Source organism: Acinetobacter sp. OYA S30 (assembly GCF_033599315.1).
In the GTDB taxonomy this organism is placed as follows: Bacteria; Pseudomonadota; Gammaproteobacteria; order Pseudomonadales; family Moraxellaceae; genus Acinetobacter; species Acinetobacter baumannii.
On sequence record NZ_JAWVAV010000012.1, the window covers coordinates 80,967 to 101,128 of the forward strand.

Annotated in this window: 16 protein-coding genes and 2 pseudogenes; 10 read left to right on the plus strand and 8 right to left on the minus strand. The window is 38.9% G+C overall.

What is annotated here, in order from left to right; all coding sequences use genetic code 11:
• Positions 1-16 precede the first annotated feature (16 nt).
• Both R5R67_RS08465 and ndhC read right to left on the minus strand, forming a co-directional pair.
• Entirely contained in the window at positions 17-694 is a 678-nt protein-coding gene (locus tag R5R67_RS08465; protein ID WP_000878003.1) for a NuoB/complex I 20 kDa subunit family protein, read from the minus strand.
• A 6-nt stretch (positions 695-700) separates the two neighbouring features.
• The gene (gene ndhC, locus R5R67_RS08470) at positions 701-1,252 is read right to left on the minus strand and encodes an NADH-quinone oxidoreductase subunit A (protein ID WP_001274550.1); all 552 of its coding nucleotides are present in this window, start codon (positions 1,250-1,252) and stop codon (positions 701-703) included.
• A gap of 427 nt (positions 1,253-1,679) precedes the next feature.
• Here ndhC and R5R67_RS08475 point away from each other — a divergent pair, with 427 nt between their 5' ends.
• Together R5R67_RS08475 and R5R67_RS08480 are read left to right on the plus strand one after the other, a co-directional pair.
• Positions 1,680-3,101, plus strand: coding sequence for a sensor domain-containing diguanylate cyclase (locus tag R5R67_RS08475; protein ID WP_001147032.1), 1,422 nt, complete (start codon positions 1,680-1,682; stop codon positions 3,099-3,101).
• 92 nt (positions 3,102-3,193) lie between these two features.
• Positions 3,194-3,547: a hypothetical protein gene (locus R5R67_RS08480; protein ID WP_001047857.1), complete on the plus strand. Its 354-nt coding sequence runs from the start codon at positions 3,194-3,196 to the stop codon at positions 3,545-3,547.
• A gap of 22 nt (positions 3,548-3,569) precedes the next feature.
• On the opposite strand, the gene bfmS is transcribed toward R5R67_RS08480, so the two are convergent.
• Genes bfmS through R5R67_RS08495 form a run of 3 tightly spaced genes read right to left on the minus strand, consistent with a single transcriptional unit; the run spans position 3,570 to position 6,171 of the window.
• On the minus strand, positions 3,570-5,219 hold the full coding sequence (gene bfmS / locus R5R67_RS08485) for a sensor histidine kinase BfmS (protein WP_000472465.1): 1,650 nt from the start codon (positions 5,217-5,219) through the stop codon (positions 3,570-3,572).
• Positions 5,220-5,251: 32 nt separating this feature from the next.
• Complete coding sequence (bfmR, locus tag R5R67_RS08490; RefSeq protein ID WP_000076440.1) at positions 5,252-5,968, minus strand: response regulator transcription factor BfmR; 717 nt, start codon at positions 5,966-5,968, stop codon at positions 5,252-5,254.
• Positions 5,965-6,171 carry a hypothetical protein gene (locus R5R67_RS08495; RefSeq protein WP_000143214.1) on the minus strand — a complete coding sequence of 69 codons (207 nt, stop codon included), beginning with the start codon at positions 6,169-6,171 and terminating at the stop codon, positions 5,965-5,967. The genes bfmR and R5R67_RS08495 overlap by 4 nt, the downstream gene beginning before the upstream one ends.
• A gap of 329 nt (positions 6,172-6,500) precedes the next feature.
• Between R5R67_RS08495 and R5R67_RS08500 the strand changes: the two genes are divergently transcribed.
• From R5R67_RS08500 to R5R67_RS08515, 4 genes are all read left to right on the plus strand, one after another.
• On the plus strand, positions 6,501-9,335 hold the full coding sequence (locus R5R67_RS08500; RefSeq protein ID WP_000111544.1) for a ribonucleoside-diphosphate reductase subunit alpha: 2,835 nt from the start codon (positions 6,501-6,503) through the stop codon (positions 9,333-9,335).
• A 56-nt stretch (positions 9,336-9,391) separates the two neighbouring features.
• Positions 9,392-9,526 carry a hypothetical protein gene (locus R5R67_RS08505; protein WP_000465010.1) on the plus strand — a complete coding sequence of 45 codons (135 nt, stop codon included), beginning with the start codon at positions 9,392-9,394 and terminating at the stop codon, positions 9,524-9,526.
• Between the two features lie 137 nt (positions 9,527-9,663).
• On the plus strand, positions 9,664-10,947 hold the full coding sequence (locus R5R67_RS08510) for a ribonucleotide-diphosphate reductase subunit beta (protein ID WP_318754806.1): 1,284 nt from the start codon (positions 9,664-9,666) through the stop codon (positions 10,945-10,947).
• 834 nt (positions 10,948-11,781) lie between these two features.
• A complete protein-coding gene (locus R5R67_RS08515) occupies positions 11,782-14,706 on the plus strand; it encodes a beta strand repeat-containing protein (protein WP_000470125.1) in 2,925 nt (974 codons plus the stop codon).
• Positions 14,707-14,815: 109 nt separating this feature from the next.
• Here the strand turns inward: R5R67_RS08515 and R5R67_RS08520 are convergent.
• Positions 14,816-14,935 (minus strand): annotated as a pseudogene (locus R5R67_RS08520) (TetR/AcrR family transcriptional regulator); the annotation flags it as partial.
• Positions 14,936-15,020: 85 nt separating this feature from the next.
• Positions 15,021-15,914, minus strand: a complete 894-nt coding sequence (locus R5R67_RS08525) for a PhzF family isomerase (RefSeq protein WP_000208305.1) — start codon at positions 15,912-15,914, stop codon at positions 15,021-15,023.
• Positions 15,915-16,138: 224 nt separating this feature from the next.
• Here R5R67_RS08525 and R5R67_RS08530 point away from each other — a divergent pair, with 224 nt between their 5' ends.
• The 4 genes from R5R67_RS08530 (at position 16,139) to R5R67_RS08545 (ending at position 19,862) form a co-directional block, all read left to right on the plus strand.
• Positions 16,139-17,002 (plus strand): LysR family transcriptional regulator, encoded by an 864-nt coding sequence (locus tag R5R67_RS08530; RefSeq protein ID WP_001103907.1) that lies wholly within the window; start codon positions 16,139-16,141, stop codon positions 17,000-17,002.
• Positions 17,003-17,226: 224 nt separating this feature from the next.
• Positions 17,227-17,919 carry a hypothetical protein gene (locus R5R67_RS08535; protein WP_001156089.1) on the plus strand — a complete coding sequence of 231 codons (693 nt, stop codon included), beginning with the start codon at positions 17,227-17,229 and terminating at the stop codon, positions 17,917-17,919.
• Between the two features lie 310 nt (positions 17,920-18,229).
• Positions 18,230-19,237 (plus strand): hypothetical protein, encoded by a 1,008-nt coding sequence (locus R5R67_RS08540; RefSeq protein WP_001282654.1) that lies wholly within the window; start codon positions 18,230-18,232, stop codon positions 19,235-19,237.
• Between the two features lie 19 nt (positions 19,238-19,256).
• Complete coding sequence (locus R5R67_RS08545; RefSeq protein WP_000892293.1) at positions 19,257-19,862, plus strand: hypothetical protein; 606 nt, start codon at positions 19,257-19,259, stop codon at positions 19,860-19,862.
• A 56-nt stretch (positions 19,863-19,918) separates the two neighbouring features.
• On the opposite strand, the pseudogene R5R67_RS08550 reads toward R5R67_RS08545, so the two are convergent.
• Positions 19,919-20,162: pseudogene (locus R5R67_RS08550) on the minus strand (TetR family transcriptional regulator); the annotation flags it as partial.

A 20,162-nucleotide genomic window follows, 5' to 3' on the forward strand; every position in this document is an offset into this window, starting at 1 on the left:
AAACACCGTCAAAAAATTATTTAATCTCATCCATAGAGCGTAAGTTTTTAACGGCAATACGCTGCGCATTCTTACGATCACGTTCTGGCATCATCTTTGGCTTATACACTGGCTGAAGATCATCACCAATCACGGCAGAAAGCGGGCGTCGCTCTAATTGAATCTGGTCTTGTAAAAGCATTAATGCTTGGATTAATGCTTCAGGACGAGGCGGACAACCTGGGACGTACACGTCAACAGGAATAATTTTGTCTACACCTTGTACTACTGAATAGATGTCGTACATACCTCCAGAGTTTGCACAAGCACCCATTGAAATAACCCATTTAGGTTCTAACATTTGTTCATACAAACGTTGGATAACCGGAGCCATTTTTACAAAGCAGGTACCTGCAACAATCATCAAGTCAGCCTGACGAGGTGAAGCACGAATAACCTCTGCACCGAAACGGGACAAGTCATGCACGCCTGTTAAGGTCGTTGCATATTCAACGTAACAACATGATGTACCAAAGTTAAATGGCCACAAAGAGTTTTTACGTCCCCAGTTTACTGCTGTATGCAAGACATCCTCTAAACGAGTCATGAATACGTTTTTATTCACTTCCTCTTCAAGTGGATCTGTCACAATTTGACGATCTTGCAATGGATATTGATCAGCATCCGGATTCGCGCGGGTCAGAGTATATTTCATCCCGACTTACTCCTTTTCAGATGACAATGCAGGTGTAGTTTTTGACTTAACACGACCTGATGATTGGGCTGGAATCTGGCCTGTAGGGTCAGTTACGAGCTCTTCAATAGAGTTAAAGCGTGTAATTTCAGCAATGTTCATTGTTGGTGAACCGACTTTAATCTTCTCACCTGCTAATTTACGGCGATCTGCCGGTGCCCAACTTAAAGCACCTACAGAGAAGGCATAAACAAGCGCAATTAATAGGTCAACGACAAAGATTACGACAGTGGTATAACCCAACCATCCTACTTCACGCACCGAAGTAGACCATGCATAGAGGTAAAGTGCCTCTAAGTCGAAAACAACGAAGAAAATTGCAACTAGATAGAACTTTGCAGACAGGCGAATGCGAGCGCCACCAGCACTCACGACACCTGATTCAAACTGCTCTTGCTTAGCACGTCCCCACGATTTCCCCCCGAGGAGTAAGGGAACTGTGAGCATAAAGACGCAAAGAAATGTAACGCCGATCACGAAGGCGATAATCGCCCAGTCGTATGGAGTAATGGCACTCATGCGGGGATAACTCCTGGCAGGCCTATTATTTAACAAAGAATGTATGTATTGGCCTTCAAATACACCAAACACAAAATTAATCCCGCCAATTGTACCTGATTTCTAATTTCCCTTGCTAGTTGAAGCGTCTTAGTCTTTTGGATGATTTTCCAATCAAAAGTAATCATCTATGTCTTGTAGAGGGGGTTTCACCGCTTATAATCGGTTTATTTGATAGTTTTCGCACTTGTAATGATTTTTTTCATTTTCTGATTTTTAATATTATTTGCACAATTGCTCAATCGGTCAAATTAAACACCTTACTTTTTTATAATATTAATCGGTTTTTTATTGTATTCATCTTCCCCTCTGAATTATGATGAATGTTTAATCATGCATTAATATTTTATTACTCTTGGATAAGAGTGTTTATCATTAAGGGCAGCTGATGCCATACTCACTTCGTGAATTTTCATTTTCTACCTCCCTGAAATTTTTTCTCTTATTTACCATCATTATTACGTTATGTTGCTTTATTGGAATTGCATCTCGTCCTCTTAGTTTTCTTGCTTTTTTCTGGCCTGCTAATTCGGTATTTCTAGGCCTATTGCTTCGATTTCCACAAACACGCCAAATTGGTAGTTTTGCCGGTGCTTTTACCGGTTACATGATTGCCGATTTAGTTAATGGCACACCTCTTTTTCTCACCCTTATTTTAACGATATCCAACTACCTGTATGTAGTAACGACTTTAGCACTCGCAATATTGTTTAATCGCCATATAAAAGCAGCTTATCAAGGCTATTCTTATTTACTCTTATTCGCACTATGCGGGATTGGCAGCATAACCGGTGCTTTGTTTGCAGCAACTTTTGTGCCTATGTTTAACACCAAATTTATGATTGGTAGTTTTTGGGCCGAATTTGGTTATTGGGTTACATCAGAGCTTCAAAATGCCTTATTGTTGCTGCCCATTATTTTAAACATCCCCCCTTACCTTAAAATAAAAAACCATCTTAAGGGTAATCGTATATATATCAAAGCGATTGATTTTTTGCCTTTATTCGCTGTTTTAATTTCGATAGGTGTAAGTTATTACGACTCGGGTCCAGGTTCCCTACTCTACCCCATCGCCGCATTAATCTGGTGCGCTATACGCTATAAACCGATTATTGTTGCTCTCATTACATCCTTTACCAGTGCATATATTATTTATCATGTCTCAGGGCATTATTTGTTACTGTATCCGCAAGACTATTTAGGCAATACCATTTCTATACGTATAGGGCTGATCATGATGACGGTTGCGCCACTTACCGTTTCCAGTATTAGCGCACTCCATTCTGAATTAATTCAGAAGTTACAACATGCAATTGCCCATGATGAACTCACCTCAAGTTTAACTCGACGCCAATTTTTACAGTCAGTCCGCCTACTCCAAGAAAAAGTACAAAAGGAAAATAAGACCTCTGCATTTTTTATGTTGGACGTCGATCATTTTAAAAAAGTGAATGATAGTTATGGCCACTTAATTGGGGATAGAGCCTTACAGACCTGTGTAACGACCATACAAAATATTTTACATCCTCATGACTTACTAGGACGTTTTGGTGGAGAAGAATTCGCAATTTTTATTCCGGATACCACCAGAGAGGCTGCCTTTGAACTCGCGGAAAGAATACGCATTCAAATTAGTCAACAACCGATTTATGTATATGGCAAATTACCCATCTTTGTGCAGGTAAGTATTGGTATTAGCTTATATTCTCCAAGCTATCACCGTTCTATTGAAAGTTTGTTTAAAGAAGCAGACGATGCGCTCTATCAAGCAAAGCGCCAAGGGCGTAATAGAGTTTTTATTTCTTTGTAATATTTCCAAGTCATCATCTAGTGTAATGAATTTTATACAATATCTTCTGTTTTGCCATGTATGCTAATAACAGATAATAAGGAGAAAAATGCATGAATCTAGAATATACGCATAAACCAGACTATTACTTGTTTGCACAATTACTGGTGCGACATATAGAAAGCTATATTCATAAACACCCAGATGCAGATAATGCCATTTTTGACTTGCGAGATGTCTATGAAATTTTTAGGCAAGATTTCGCATCAACCACAACAAACCTAGAAGGCATTTTACATATTGCAGACTCATATAGAGTTGAGACTTTGAATGGGGATCAGTCTCTTATTCAAAAATATCAAATTGATGCTAAAAATAATTCGCTCTTGATTGACTTTAATACAGATGCACTCAATAGCCTGAGAAGCGGCAAACCTATTTTGGAACCTGATGCAACTCAGTTATAAATGAAGCAATAAAAAAAGCACCTTATGCAGGTGCTTTTTTATTGGTCTTTAATGGCGGTTGTTTAAAGCGATGTGCTGGCCAAGTCATAATAAAGCGTGCGCCTCCCAAACTTGGACTTTCATCTACCTTAATTTCCCCACCAAACCAGTAAGCAATACGACTTACGATAGAGAGACCCAAACCATAACCGCCAGATGCACGTGTACGGCTATCATCTAAACGGGCAAAGGCTTCAAATACACGCTTGCGGTCTTGCTCAGGAATACCCGGTCCGTCGTCTTCGACACAGACAAAAGCCATGCCATCATTATGAATACCGCCCGTAATCCGAACTTTGTTATCACAATAACGAACTGCATTACCTACCAGATTTTGCACGACACGGTGAAGGTAACGACGCTCTGCATCTACTTTCACATATAAAGGCGGTGGAATAAGTTCAATTTCTTTCTGTGTTTTTAAAGCCTCAGTTTCAACTGCAACCTGATCCAACACTTCAAAGAGTACAATTTCTGCAAAGTCTAATGAAGGTGTACCCTGCTCTAGTTTTGCATAAGTCATGATTTCATCAATTAAGGTATTGAGTGCCTCAATATCTTTATCAATCATGTCGACCTGATGCATACGATGATTGTAATCATCTTCTTCGGCTAACATTTCTGTACCAAAGCGAATACGTGCCACAGGTGTTCTGAGTTCATGAGATACTGCTCTCATTAACTCACGTTGAGCCTCAATCAAGCGCTGAATATGGTCAGACATATTGTTATAACTTGAAGCCAAGTTTGCCATTTCATCGCTTCCCTCAATAGGAACACGTAATGACAAATCACCCGATTTCATACGGTTTAATGCATAACGCACCTGTCGGATTTTGCGCTCTAACGGCAAAATCAAACCGTAAACACCTAGACTTAATAAGAATAAGCTAAATAAGGTAATACCCGCCGAAAGCTGTAAAGGCATCCAGTTAAACATTGGAACCGGACCCAGCACTAACACCTGCGCAGGATGATTCGGTATTGGAGACACAATCGAAATGGTTGTACCGCGCACTGTTGCACTATCTTTGTACAACATGACACTTTGGTCTTGGCGCAAACGTCCAATCTGTTCAGAATCCAGATTTACATCTTGAATGTTTTGAATATTGATCGGATATGAGAAATGCTTTTGAATCTTGGCAAGATATTCTTGTTCCTGCCCCGGATAAAACATTAAATAGTCGAGCACAAAAATAGGAAGAGCCTTCATTTGGCGTTCAGTGATTTTGTCGACTTTTATAGATAGGTAATGTTGTGGGTCGTCACGTAAACCAATAATGACATATGCGATGCTATTGCTTGCATCGTAACGAACTACAGATTTTTGTGCTTCGATCCGCTTTTTCTCGGTCCGAGACAGCTCAACCTTACTTGCATCGGTATAATAAATTGGAAGTTCGAGCAAATCAGATGCGTCAGAAATCCAATCTATTTTTTGCTGCTTCCCAGGTTGTCGAGCGACTCCTTCACTAATGACATAAGAAATACCATCAGTTAAAGATTCTCGGTATTCTTGTGCGCGTTGGTAGTTGATAATTTGTACCAGTAAATACCCAAAAACAGCCACCAAAACAACAAGAATTACCAGCCCCGCATATATTCGCAGGAATATACTGTGTTTAAACACTCGACCAACCTTATAGGAAGTTTAATCAGATTTTACAATCCATTGGTTTCTTTAACAAACAAGTAACCTTTACTACGTACAGTTTTAATACGTTTTGGATTTTCAGGATCATCGCCAATTTTTGGACGAATACGTGAAATACGTACGTCAATTGAACGGTCTTGACCATCGTATTCGATACCACGTAAACGTTCGAAGATATCTTCACGCGATAAAATACGGCCAGCGTTTGATGCAAGCAACCATAACAAGTCATATTCAGCACTTGTAAAGTCAACAAGCTCACCGTTCAACGTTACCGAACGGCCACCATTGTCGATGACAAGGTCGTCAAACTCAATACGTTGAGCAACTTCATCTTCAACAGTTTTATCTGTACGGCGTAACAAAGCACGAATACGCGCTAATAATACACGTGGTTGAACTGGTTTCGCGACATAATCGTCTGCACCCATTTCCAGACCAAGTACCTGATCCATATCTTCAGTACGTGCAGTCAACATTAAGATTGGTTGATGATAGTGTGGGCGAACTTCACGACAAACGGTTAAACCATCTGCACCCGGCAACATGACATCCAAGACCACAAGATCCGGTTGCTCACTAATAATACGACGAATTGCACGGTTACCATCGGTTTCTACACCAACTTCCAAACCATTACGGATTAAATATTCTTGAGTTAATCGCGCTAAACGCTCGTCGTCTTCAACGATCAGAATCTTTGGTAACTTTTCTTCTTGGCTCATATCATTGCCCCTATAAATCTCATTACATGTATCTTAAAAATCTTGCAGATACATTCGTTTATCATTTGCAATATACACACGTTTACATTGTAAACAAGTAGGCGTTCACCAAACTGATACATGACAACCATGTTTTGTTGCATTTTATTAATCTTTGAATTTTCAGGTATTTTTATTATCTGTTTATTGTTCTTAAATGTCATAATCTATTCATATTTCCTATGTATGAATATTAAACAAATTATTTCTTCACTAAATTTAAATTCACTCAAGTGTTTGTTTTTTGAGTTATCCACAAAGTTATCTATAAGTGTTTTTTCACAGCTTTGGTATGCTATCTCCCGACAAATCATACAGATAAAAAATTACTAAAAAGTCAAGATTGATCTACCGTAAAAAATCCCGTATCTTGTGTTGAAAATAAACTTTAACTACTAAGTCTTGTGTTTATCCCTCAAATATCGTGGCATGTTTTTTGCTCGGTTCAAACGGTCTATGAACATAACAAAAGTGACAATGGAGCTATGCTGGCATGAGCGTAATTACTTCGACTCCCGGTCAAATTCAGGTGATTAAACGCACCGGAGATGTTGCTGCATTTGATGCAGAGAAAATTTCTGTTGCGATTGGTAAAGCTTTTCTTGCTGTGGAAGGTCAACAAAGTGCGGATTCGAGCCGTATTCACGACCGTATTACCCAACTGACGGAAATGGTACTGAACACTTTCACTCGCCGTTTACCTTCTGGCGGTACGATTCATATTGAAGAGATTCAAGATCAAGTTGAACTTGCACTGATGCGTACTGGGGAGCACAAAGTCGCTCGTGCTTACGTTATCTATCGCGAGCAACGCGCAAGTGCCCGTAAAGACACAAATTCTAATCATCACCCTACCTTGCAAGTTACCGATGCAAACGGTCAGCTTCAACCACTTGATTTAAGTGCACTGCAAGCAACTGTAAATCGAGCTGCTGAAGGCTTAGAAGGTATTGATGTTCAAGCAATTATCGATGAAACCGTTAAAAACTTATATAACGGCGTAAAAGAAAGCGATATTGCTACCACCATGATGATGGCAACACGTACACGTATTGAACAAGAACCTAACTATACATACGTAACTGCACGTTTGCTTCGTGATGAATTGGTAAGCACTGGCTTAGCATTCTTAGGTTTACCGGCCGATACAGCTGAAAACAATGCACTTGAAGCATTCTTGAAAAAAGGTGTAGAGCTTGATTTGCTTTCACCGGACTTGCTTAAGTTCGATCTAGAAAAACTAGCAGCAGCGATTCAACCGGAACGTTCTAACCAGTTTACCTATTTAGGTTTACAGACTCTATTTGACCGTTACTTCATCCATTCAAATGGCGTTCGCTTCGAATTACCACAATTATTCTTCATGCGTGTGTCAATGGGTCTTGCACTTAATGAGCAAGACAAAGAAGAGCGTGCAATCGAGTTCTATAACTTGTTGTCTAGCTTTGACTACATGGCATCTACGCCTACCCTGTTTAACTCAGGTACATTACGTCCACAGCTTTCAAGCTGTTACTTAACAACGATTGGCGATGACCTTTATGACATTTATGGTGCAATGCGTGACAACGCGATGCTCTCTAAATGGGCAGGTGGTTTAGGTAACGACTGGACACCTGTACGTGCCTTGAACTCTTATATTAAAGGTACAAACGGTAAATCTCAGGGTGTCGTTCCGTTCCTTAAAGTTGCGAACGATACAGCCGTTGCGGTAAACCAAGGTGGTAAGCGTAAAGGTGCGGTATGTGCGTACTTAGAAACTTGGCACTTAGACATTGAAGAATTCTTAGAACTTCGTAAAAACACGGGTGATGACCGTCGTCGTACTCACGACATGAACACTGCAAACTGGGTTCCTGACCTATTTATGCAACGTGTGTTTGAAGATGGCGAATGGACACTATTCACTCCGTCTGAAACTCCAGACCTACACGATTTAACTGGTGCTGAGTTTGCTGAACGCTATGCATACTATGAATCTGTTGCGAAAGAACAGAACATGTTGCACAAGAAAGTACGTGCGAAAGACTTATGGCGCAAAATGCTTTCTATGTTGTTCGAAACTGGTCACCCTTGGATCACGTTTAAAGATGTTTGTAACTTACGTTCACCACAACAACACGTTGGCGTAGTTCACTCATCTAACCTATGTACTGAAATTACGTTAAACACCAACCAAGACGAAATTGCGGTATGTAACTTAGGTTCGATCAACCTTGTTCAACACGTTAAAGGTGGCGTATTAGACCGTGAGAAGTTAGCGCGTACTGTTAAAACAGCAGTTCGTATGCTCGATAACGTTATCGACATTAACTACTACGCTGTACCACAAGCGAAGAACTCTAACTTGAAACACCGCCCTGTTGGTATGGGTATCATGGGCTTCCAAGATGCGCTTTACGAAATGGGTATGGCTTACGGTTCTGATGAAGCTGTGAACTTTGCTGACGAGTCAATGGAAGTGATTAGCTACTATGCAATCCAAACTTCAAGTGACTTGGCTGTTGAACGTGGTGCTTACTCAACATTTAAAGGTTCATTGTGGGATCAAGGCATCCTTCCAATCGACTCTTTAGAAATTGTTGCCAAATCTCGTCCAGAACGTATGTTTGAAGTTGACCGTACTCAACGTTTAGATTGGGACAGTTTACGTGCCAAAGTTCAAAAAGACGGTATGCGTAACTCAAACGTAATGGCAATTGCTCCAACTGCAACCATTTCGAACATTTGTGGTGTTTCTCAGTCTATTGAGCCAACATTCCAAAACTTATATGTGAAATCTAACTTGTCTGGTGAGTTCACTGTGATTAACCCTTACCTTGTTCGCGCATTAAAAGAACGTGGTCTTTGGGACACAGTGATGGTTAATGACCTCAAACACTTTGAAGGTTCAGTACAAAAAATTGCTCGTATTCCTGAAGAATTAAAAGCAATCTTTGCAACTGCGTTTGAAGTTGAGCCACGCTGGATTGTTGATGCTGCATCACGCCGTCAAAAATGGATTGATCAAGCACAATCTCTTAACCTTTACATCTCTGGTGCAAACGGTAAGAAACTTGACATCACTTATAAGATGGCATGGTTACGTGGTCTTAAGACGACTTATTACCTCCGTGCGTTAGGCGCAACATCTGCTGAAAAATCTACAATTAACACAGGTGCGTTAAACGCGGTTAAACCTGCAACTGTAGAAGCAGCAGCACCTGCGGCAGCTCCAGTCGTAGAAGCGAAGAAGCCTGAAGCAGTTGAAGAAGACGGCTTCACTCAAGCAGCTCCGGTTCCTATGGCTTGTTCAATCGACAACCCAGATTGCGAAGCTTGCCAATAACATTCAATAAAGTTGCTCTTTAACACAAAAGAGCAACTTTAAACGAGGTAAAGATTATGTTTTTTCATCTCAGCCATAACTATATGCTTGGTGTTGGAATCTTAATCTTTGCCTTTATTTTCTTTTATACGCCTATGGTTTACGCCTTTTTTAAAATCCGTAAACAACAGCGTAAGCAAAATAAGTTGTAGGGATAATGGACCAAAGGCCCAAAATTTGGTCATACATCAATAAAACTTAATTTTGTTTACACATTATGAGCGTATAGTAGTGACATCTTCGTTTAGAGATGTCGAACATAGATATATACAACGAAGAGAGAACAACAATGTCTATCCTTAGTTGGGACGATTTTGAAGATGATTCGCAAAAACCGGCTGCACCTGAACACAAGTCTGCGCCCGTCAACCCGGAAAAAACGCCTGATTCGCAGAATGTATCTGCTGCGCAGCCATCATCGCAGAGCGTGGCAGCTCCACAATCCGCTGGAACCCATTCCGTGCGATCAACAAATCCAACCGATTCAATGGCTCGAGCATCTGAAGCCTTAGAACATTTGGATGTTGCTCCTGGCCTTGAAGAGTTAGAAATGGGCGCGCAACGCGTTCAGGTTGACGACAAAGCCATGATTAACTGTCGCGCTGACTTGAACCAGCTTGTTCCATTTAAATATGAGTGGGCTTGGCAAAAATACCTAGATGGTTGTGCAAACCACTGGATGCCTCAAGAAGTGAACATGAACCACGATATCGCACTTTGGAAGTCTGAAAATGGCTTAACTGAAGATGAGCGTACGATTGTTATGCGTTCTTTAGGTTTCTTCTCGACTGCGGACTCTTTGGTTGCGAACAACCTAGTATTGGCAATTTACCGTCACATCACGAACCCTGAATGCCGTCAGTACATTTTGCGTCAAGCGTTTGAAGAAGCAATTCACACTCACGCTTACCAATACTGTATCGAATCTTTAGGTATGGACGAAGGTGAAGTCTTCAACATGTACCGCGAGATTCCATCGGTTGCACGTAAAGCAGCTTGGGGCTTGAAATACACTCAATCGTTAAGTGACCCTACTTTCCACACAGGTACGCCTTACAACGACCAACGTTTACTTCGTAACTTGATCGCGTTCTACTGTGTTCTTGAAGGGATCTTCTTCTACTGTGGCTTTACTCAAATTTTGAGTATGGGTCGCCGTAACAAGATGAATGGTGTTGCTGAGCAGTTCCAATACATTTTGCGTGATGAGTCTATGCACTTGAACTTTGGTATCGACATGATTAACCAAATCAAGATTGAGAACCCTCACCTTTGGACTGCCGAGTTCCAACAAGAAGTAATTCAAATGATTCTTGAAGGTACGATGCTTGAAATCGAATATGCACGTGACACAATGCCACGTGGTGTATTGGGTATGAACGCAAGCATGATGGAAGAATATTTGAAATTCATCTGTAACCGTCGTTTATCTCAGTTAGGTTTACCAGAGCAATTTGCTGGTGTAACTAACCCATTTGCGTGGATGTCGGAGATGATGGACTTACGTAAAGAGAAGAACTTCTTTGAAACTCGCGTAACTGACTACCAAACTGGTGGTGCGTTAAGCTGGTAAGTTTTACCGCTTTCCCGAAAAGCCGCTCATCTAGAGTGGCTTTTTTATTACCAGAATTATTTAGGCTCAGCTCAAGCCTCATTTATTTATTCTTTATTCAATAAATATTTAATAATTTATACAAAGCTATTCTGACCTTAATCATATATAAGCTATATTCTTTTAATTTAAAAATAAATAATATAAAAATCCAAATAATTTATAAAAACAATTTAAAATACTAAAATAAAAATTATTGTTTTAAAAATAATTTTGTTAAACAAATAAAATAAGGTGTCGGCTGACCCACTCTGGCTTTTAAACGAACGAAAACTCAGCCGACGGCGTAGATATACCAAATTATTATTACAAAAACTTATATCCCTACGATTATTTTACAAATCCGAATAAATACTCAAGTAAAAATATCACAAAATTTATCTATATTATTTTTGTCACTCTCTTTATTTAAAGCGATAGTTTTAAGCCCTATAAATAAATTAAATTTACTTTAAAAACAAAAGGTTATAAACACAGCTACTTTAATTTTAAATAAAAATTATTTTACTTCAAAAAGATAAATCATTTTTTAAATACATATATTATTTTAATCTTAAAAATTTTTTATTAACTCAGCCCATTTTTTATGTTTAAAAATGTTATTAAAAATAATCGTATTTTTTATTTTGTTGATTTTGAATATATTTAAAAACTCGCTGTATCAGCCGTGACAAATTACACAACTTGACACCAAATAGTAAAAAATTAAATACTCTTTCTCAATTATGTGCTCTGAAACACATAATCAATAAATAGTAATAACAACATCTCAAACAAATCACATGGAAATAGATTATGTTTATTAAAAGTATTTTATCTTCGATTACTAGTATTATCCCACTTCCTGAAAATAGTAACACAAGCAGTAATTTAGGTAACGGCTCTGGTGACGGCCTACTTAATGGAATATCTTCCGGAAATGGTGAACACAACTATGGTATTGGCAATGGTATTGCCGATGACGCAAGCATTACCGCCCCAATTACCATTCCCCTCAACCTCTCTGGTAACTCAATTACTCTCATAGGCAATTCATCTTCAAGTTCGGTGAATAGCTCTCCAACCACCACTTCAAATAACGTTAATGACAACGACGTAACGAATAATGGTAACGGCTCCACCATTGGTAGTGGTACAGGCAATGGCTCTGGTGACGGGCTTTTAAATGGCGCCGCTTCTGGTAATGGTGAACACAACTATGGAATCGGTAATGGTATAGCCGATGACGCAAGCATTACTGCTCCACTTTCAATTCCAATTAACCTTGCGGGTAACTCTATTACCCTAATTGGTGACTCATCTTCTAGTTCGGTCAACAACTCTGCAACCAATACATCAAATACCGTGAATGATAACGACACCACCTATAACGGCAATGGCTCAGGTGGTGGTAATGGTTCGGGCGATGGCTTGTTAAATGGAATTGGCTCTGGCAATGGCGAGCAAAACTACGGTATCGGAAATGGGATTGCGGATGACGCAAGTATTACAGCCCCAATTACGCTTCCTATTAACTTGTCTGGTAACTCAATTACTCTAATTGGCAATTCATCTGCAAGTTCTGTTAATTCCTCGCCAACTACAACGTCAAATACTGTGAATGACAACGACACCACCTATAACGGCAATGGTACTGGTGATAGCGGCGTGAGCGCTCTGGGCGGTTCTGGCAATGGTTCAGGTGACGGCGCAGGTAATGGTATCGCTTCTGGCAATGGTGAACATAACTATGGTATTGGCAATGGTAACGGCGACGATGTTGATATTACTGCTCCGATTACCGGCGTTCTAAACATTTCAGGAAACTCATTTACTCTCATTGGTAATTCTTCATCAAGTTCAGTCAATACCGCGCCAACAACCACATCAAATACAGTGAACGACAATGACACCATTGATAATGGTAATAGCGGCGGCACAGGTAGTGGTTCAGGCAATGGCTCTGGTGATGGTTTACTTAATGGCGCTGCTTCTGGCAATGGCGAGCATAACTACGGCATTGGCAACGGAAATGGTGATGATGTAGATATTACCGCACCAATTACAGGTGTTTTTAATTTCTCTGGTAACTCTTTCTCACTCATTGGCAATTCATCTTCTAGTTCAATTAATACTGCCCCAACTACAACGACCAATACAGTTAATGACAATGACGTAACTGATAATGGAAATGATGGAGGCGGACTTGTGGGTGGAAGTTCTGGAAATGGCTCTGGTGATGGCCTGTTAAACGGCGCTGCTTCTGGCAATGGCGAACATAACTACGGCATTGGCAACGGAAACGGTGATGATGCAGATTTCACCTTCCCTCTTACTGGTGTACTTAACTTTTCCGGCAACTCGCTTTCAGGCTTTGGCAGTTCATCTAGTGACTCGGTAAATGTTGCCCCTACCACAGCAACTAATACCGTCAATGATAATGACACTATTGATAATGCCAACACAGGTAGCCTTGGTGACGGTTCAGGCAATGGCTCTGGCGATGGAATTTTAAATGGTGCAGCGTCTGGTAATGGTGAGCATAACTATGGCATTGGTAACGGAAACGGTGATGATGCAGACTTTACACTTCCATTTACTGGCGGCTTAAATATTCTGGGCAATGCTTTATCAGGTATCGGCGGCTCTTCGACCGACTCTATTAATATTTCACCGACAACTACTTCAAACACAGTCAATGACAATGACACTACCAACAACGGCAACACTTCAGGTGGTGTGATTGGTTCTGGCGACTCAGGCAACGGTTCTGGTGATGGCTTATTAAATGGTATTTCATCAGGTAACGGTGAACATAATTATGGCATTGGCAACGGTAATGGCGATGATGTTGACGTTGTTGCCCCTATCACTACACCACTTAATGTATTAGGCAACTCTTTCTCATTTATTGGTGGTGAAGGTACAGGCGATATCTTAGGTCCGATTACTGGCGTTATTGGTGGTATTGGCGGTGATGGAGATATCCTAAGCCCGATTACTGGCATTATCGGTGGCATTGGTGGTGATGGAGATATCCTAAGCCCGATTACTGGCATTATCGGTAGCATTGGCGGCATCGGTGGGGATCTGGGCGATAACCCACTTACAGGTATTATTCAAAGCGGTATTGACGTTCTACAAAATTTAGAAAGTTTAAAAACAGGTTTGATTAATACAGGTATTGATACGATTGCCGGAACAATTATTGGTGTGTTCCCTGATGCAGAGCACCCTGTCGGCGATTTTGCAGACCTTGGAAAACTACTTTTCGAGACTTCACGCGATAGTGTTAACGGTACGCTTGAGGCTATTTCTGACCTTGCAGGCGCTGACCTTGAGGGTGCAAGTGGCTCGATTACTGGTGTAATTGATACCCTTATTACCAATGGTTCAACGGCATCTACCATTATTCAGCATATTGTAGGTGATGACCTAGTCACTGAAAACGGTGGCCTCTTGGGTTCAATCACCACGATTATTGGTGGTGTTGACAGCGGCGACGGTGGTTCACTGGGTGGCCTAGATGGCTTAATTAACATTAACTATGGCGACTCAGACAATAGTAACTCTGTAGATGTAGAAGATATTTTAGGAAATATTCTTGGCTCGGTAGGTTCAAATCAAGGTATTGCTGTTGGTGAACCTGATCCAACGGGCGGTAGTTTGATTCATACGATTTCACTTAACACAGTAAATCAGTTAACTGACCAACTTTTACATGCTTTACCGACTGTCTAATGTTTTCGTAAAGATATAACCCCTATAAAAGCACCTTTCAAATCTTGAGTTTGGAAGGTGTTTTTTATTAAAGAGCTTTTGACAGTAATACGCTCATGCTTATAGATTATTAATCCAGATCTAAATAACCAAATACAGCCTTTTCAACTCGCTGTTGTAAATGATTTAAATCACTTTCCCCTACTATGCCCGCCGCGTTAATCATTCCTTTGCTTAAAGCAATTACATCTTAAATGAATATCTGAGATGATGAACTTACATAAAGAGAAGAAATTCTTTGAAATACGCAAGATGCCATAATTTCTCAAAGATCATCAATCTTTTCCAGAATACAAAACTGAGCCAACTAAAACTGCTTGGCCTGCAATGCTAACGTGTAATATTGAATCTGTTTTCTCAACTGTCACTAAAACCCGCCCCGGTTTTTCTATTGCGAAGCCTTGATATCCCCAATAACTTACTTTCTGGTCACATTCGATTAAATCGTAATGAACAAGGTACGCCCCCGCTGGACCATTTGCATTACCAGTTACCGGATCTTCATTTATACCGATTGCAGGTGCAAACATTCGACCATAAGTAATAGGTTCTTGCCTACTCCCTTCCAAAACAAAGGGGAAAAAACCATTGCAACCGATTTCAGCACTAATAGCTTTCAATTTTTCATTATTTGGAGTTAATCCATCAAGCTTACTTCTGCTCAGCATCGGCACCATCACCTTGGAATGCCCCGTCGTGACAACTTGTATTGGTAAGTCAGCAAAATCACTTTTACTCACACCGAGTGCGCTTGCGAGTTCAGTCCGTTGACTCTCATTAAAAGGTGGTAAAAACTCTACGCGACCTTGAGTCATTTTCACCAATAACGCTTCTGGACTTCCAAATATTGAAACGGGTAAATGACCTGCTCCTGTTTTTGCGATTAATGGATAGTCGGATTGGTGGCCTGTAGTTGCACGTAAAAAATGAGTGGCGATTGTGGCATGTCCACAGATTGGGACTTCATGTGTAGGGGTAAAATATCGAACATGTATATCATGGCTTTGATCTTTAGGTGACAAAACAAAGGCAGTTTCTGAATACCCAGCGAATGCAGCAATATCTTGCATCTCTTGAGTCATAAGATGGTCCGCATCTAGAACAACCCCTGCTCGATTTCCTGTATTTGGTTTGGTGGTAAACGCATCAACTATATAAATGGTCGTCATGGCAGAACTCCTCTGTTGTTAACATTGTGATCTCAGAAATAGCTCCTGCCATAACCAGAAAATCTTATTTAATTGCAACGACACATGCCTTAGCTCTAAAAAGTTTATAGTCGTCTCATATAATGAGTTTTGAGTCTTTGTAGTGATTGTTTGAATTGTATAAATCTAAACATCGAAGATACTATAGTTTTTATTGCAAACGCATTTTCTAAATATGGAAAGGTATGAACTGGGACGATACTAAAATTTTGTTAGCTATTGGGCGAACTGGTGGGTTGAGCCGCAGTGCAAAATTGCTTGGTATTAGTGTTTCTACCGTACATCGCAGAGCCGTTGAACTGGAGAAAAGCCTCAATGCGGTTCTTTTTTCCCGAGACAGTGATGGCTATACACTCACCCATGTTGGAAAACATTTTTTTGCTTTGGCTGAAAAAGCAGAAGAGCATTTGATAGCGATGGAACGTTACAATGATCAAGGTCAACAATCATTGTTCCGTATTGCTTTACCTGAGTTAATTGGGCAGCAGTTGCTTCAGTCAAAGCTAACAGCATTGCAATTAAAGCACCCAGATTTACAATTAGAAATATCAACAAGTGTCGTTCCTGTTGATTTTTCCCGACGAGAAGCTGACATTATTCTTCGACTTGTCCGACCAGAAAGTGGCCGTTACATTATTCGGCGACTTGGCCAACTGGAGTATGGGCTTTATTGTAGTAAAGATTATCTCGCCAGTTTCACAGAGCATGCTGAAACAGCTGATGATTTGCTGAATCATCGTATAATCGGTTGGGACCGAAGCCTTCAATATACGTTCTTAGCACAATGGATGCGTGAACTCACCCAAGATGCGGCCCCTGCTTTGTCTTTTGATAACATGCACTCGCAACTACGAGCAGTCATTGAAGGACAAGGAGTTACAGCCTTGCCTTGTTTTGTTGCAAAGGCTTCGGGTTTAGTACCTATACTACCTATGCAAACTTTAAAACAAGATGTGTGGTTAATGCGTCATTTAGATACTAAGGATAGTGACTATTCAACGTTGATTAGTGAAACAATTGAAAAAGGACTACAAGAATATCTGTTGTGATTGATGCGATTCGAGACTCTGAATTTTGTACAGTACCCTACTTTGAATTTGTCGAAATTATTCCAGCAATTGAAGATGGGTATGTGGAGTATGAAAATTCTTCTAAACATAAAATGTCATATCTGTAATTTTTTCCTATCCCATAAATAAAAGTAATTGCTTAAATTAAATGACAAGGAGTTGACTCACTTAATTTTAAAAAAACTCTCTATTTGAGGAAAATTATGCAAGAAATAAAATCACTTTTAGAACAGTTAAATCAACTGGAACCTTTACCAGCAAAGAACAGAGAAACGTATTTAGAAAGCCTTACCCGACGAGGGTATAAATATATGATCGCTATTACAGGCGTCTTATTTTTAATATTAGTTATACTAGCAATATGGCATAAGGTATCACCTTTTACAGATCAAGGAAGAGAAATTGCTAAATGGTTTGCCCTGTTAACTATATTTATACCAGCGATTTATATCATTATCGATATAGGCATTGGTTTAGTATCTATATTCAAATTCAAATCGCGAAGTTTTGATTGGTTAATACTTGAAATTGATCACGATAAAAAAGCCATAGAATCATTAATCAAGTACAAAAAAGAAACTCTATTAGAGGCACAGGATTGGCTCCAGTTAAAATGCTCTCGACTCAGCAGTAGAATTTCAACATTTATTGGAAACTCGGATAAATATGCTGTGTTTTCATTAATAGGCTTAGGTTGGTCTGTATGGAAAGAATTGTCAAAGGTGCCATCTATTTCATTTTCATTAAGTAATGGAGACATAGTCCAAACCTTACTGTTGTATGGCACAGCTTTTCTCACAGGCATTGCTTTAGGTTCAATGGTTATCAACTATCAAATCCAACGCTACAAATATCAAATAGAACTTATTGAATTGACTTTGAAGAAAAAAAACTAATAAGTTAAATATCTTTAGAATCTAAATTAGTCTATGAAATGATATAAGTTATGCCATTTCATAGACTAATCAGAAATTAGATATTTTCTATAAGATAATCATTGAAGGTGAGTCTTGAATATTACTTAAATTTAAAATTATGATAAATAAATTATGCATTCAGTTCTTCATATACATTTTTAATAAAATACATATGTGCAATATAACCTTTTAAAAAAATCCTCCTAAACAGTAATTTTAAGTAGCACTACAAACTAATATTGTAATATCATTAAATACATAATACTTTACTTAAAAAGGGCGATAATTGATGTCGGATAATTTACTCGTTACTTTCCACAAGCTTAATACACAAGTATTATCATTATCACCTGCGAGTCCTAAACCTAATATAAATTTCAATCTAATTGAGTTTTTTGAAAAACTTAAACAATGGAATTATGAAGGTTTTAAATATCCTTATTCAAATGATCGTTTTTGTGGATTGTTAGGAAAAATTGATATTGATCCTATAAATTTTATTATTCGTTTAGTTTTTGTTGTTGCTGACGTAGAAGCTGATCCTCAATGTGCTCGAGATCTCGATACTAACCAAACACGTCTATTACAACGCCGTCCAGGTGAAGCAGCAGATAAACGTGTACATATTGTTTTAAAAGTTGATAGATCGGCGCCTTTTCTTGCAGATGTGGGTATTGAGCATGAAAGTGGAGTTACTATGCGTATTTTTGTTAGTACCCTAAACTATCTTGCTAAACATGCACGCCGTGAAAATATAGATTCAAAGAGTTACTTTATTGGTGAGCATCCAACTGAAAGATATGAACGAGGCCCTAAAAAAGATTTACCAAAAGAACTTGGTTTTAAACTCAACTTTAAATATGAATCTATTTTAAGTGATGAAATTATTGATGCATTTATTCATGGCAGAGTAAAAAATGTTGAGTTTACTCAAGCTCCACAATTTCAACAAAATTGGGATAATCAAGGTATTTTTAGACAAAATGAAGTGAAAGTTAGCTTAAGTGCTAGTGCGGTTATTATTCCTAGTAGTATACGAACAAAAGAACAGAAAGCAGGTTTTGTAAAACGTATTTTCCATAATCTAATTCAACAACATACAAACCTTCAAGGAGTTTTGTTTAAAATAAAATTTGAAGACGGTAAAGGTAGTGAACGGCTTGCTCAATATAATCCCGATCTTGATGAGTTTGTACTAGTGAAGAAAGAAAGAATTCCTGCTTCTTTACGACAACCTATGACGGCGGATATCCAAATTAACCATAACCTATGTGATAGAATACAGTCTAAATTATGAAATAGTATGAGGTGATTAAATGCTTGAAAATATATTTAAGCCTTTGAATTACCTTGCCATTAAGTGGGAAGTTAAAGGTGCCATTTCAAAGAAAAAATTTGATTTCTTCATCCCGGCTATATTGGCTTTAATAACTAGCGTTATTTTGTTAGGAATAGATATATATGCCTATAATCCATTGAAGGAAATTGAACCTAATATTTTCAAAAATGATTTTGCAGTATTGTTAACCGGCTTTTTACAAACTATTCCTGGTTTTTATATTGCAGCTCTTGCTGCTATAGCCACATTGACTAGTGAAGTTATGGATCGGCCAATGTCTGGTGTAGCCCCTACCGAAAAAATACTTGAAACTAATCCTGATAGAGAAGTAGAAATTCCTCTCTCTCGACGAATGTTTTTGTCTCGTCTATTTTCATATTTAGCATTTATAAGTTTAATTCTTTATTTTTTCGTTCTTACTTTTAAATATTTCTATAGTTTAGATATATTTAGTACCTCTCAATTTTGGTATGAGCTTGGATATGTATTTTGTCTTTTTATTATCTGCTTCTTTATGTTCCAGTTATTATTGCTGACCTTTTTAGGTTTATATTATCTAGGTGATAGAGTCCATAGAAATTAGCTATTGAGAATTTAAATAAGAAAAAAGTATATTTTCTTATTTACCACCCAAAAACTTTAATAAAAACTTATGTTCCCCCTCCCCCAAAACCTCTCCAACACTACATCTCTTTCATCCAAACTGTTAGAGCTTAAAACCTGTAGCATCAGGCCATCTATAAGGTTTAAAACCATATCTGCATCGAATTTAAAAGCACGGGTCTCACAGCTAAAAATCAGGTCAAAAAGTTCCCGATGTAGCCATTTTCGGTATTCAACTGCCATACGGTAGGCTTGCGGATATAGCCGTTTTATTTCAAAA

What these genes read in the sequence shown, in the direction of transcription:
- R5R67_RS08465 (WP_000878003.1), bottom strand. Translation starts at nt 694, where the DNA reads ATGAAATATACTCTGACCCGCGCGAATCCGGATGCTGATCAATATCCA.
- ndhC (WP_001274550.1), bottom strand. Translation starts at nt 1,252, where the DNA reads ATGAGTGCCATTACTCCATACGACTGGGCGATTATCGCCTTCGTGATC.
- R5R67_RS08475 (WP_001147032.1), top strand. Translation starts at nt 1,680, where the DNA reads ATGCCATACTCACTTCGTGAATTTTCATTTTCTACCTCCCTGAAATTT.
- R5R67_RS08480 (WP_001047857.1), top strand. Translation starts at nt 3,194, where the DNA reads ATGAATCTAGAATATACGCATAAACCAGACTATTACTTGTTTGCACAA.
- bfmR (WP_000076440.1), bottom strand. Translation starts at nt 5,968, where the DNA reads ATGAGCCAAGAAGAAAAGTTACCAAAGATTCTGATCGTTGAAGACGAC.
- R5R67_RS08495 (WP_000143214.1), bottom strand. Translation starts at nt 6,171, where the DNA reads ATGACATTTAAGAACAATAAACAGATAATAAAAATACCTGAAAATTCA.
- R5R67_RS08500 (WP_000111544.1), top strand. Translation starts at nt 6,501, where the DNA reads ATGAGCGTAATTACTTCGACTCCCGGTCAAATTCAGGTGATTAAACGC.
- R5R67_RS08505 (WP_000465010.1), top strand. Translation starts at nt 9,392, where the DNA reads ATGTTTTTTCATCTCAGCCATAACTATATGCTTGGTGTTGGAATCTTA.
- R5R67_RS08510 (WP_318754806.1), top strand. Translation starts at nt 9,664, where the DNA reads ATGTCTATCCTTAGTTGGGACGATTTTGAAGATGATTCGCAAAAACCG.
- R5R67_RS08515 (WP_000470125.1), top strand. Translation starts at nt 11,782, where the DNA reads ATGTTTATTAAAAGTATTTTATCTTCGATTACTAGTATTATCCCACTT.
- R5R67_RS08525 (WP_000208305.1), bottom strand. Translation starts at nt 15,914, where the DNA reads ATGACGACCATTTATATAGTTGATGCGTTTACCACCAAACCAAATACA.
- R5R67_RS08530 (WP_001103907.1), top strand. Translation starts at nt 16,139, where the DNA reads ATGAACTGGGACGATACTAAAATTTTGTTAGCTATTGGGCGAACTGGT.
- R5R67_RS08535 (WP_001156089.1), top strand. Translation starts at nt 17,227, where the DNA reads ATGCAAGAAATAAAATCACTTTTAGAACAGTTAAATCAACTGGAACCT.
- R5R67_RS08540 (WP_001282654.1), top strand. Translation starts at nt 18,230, where the DNA reads ATGTCGGATAATTTACTCGTTACTTTCCACAAGCTTAATACACAAGTA.
- R5R67_RS08545 (WP_000892293.1), top strand. Translation starts at nt 19,257, where the DNA reads ATGCTTGAAAATATATTTAAGCCTTTGAATTACCTTGCCATTAAGTGG.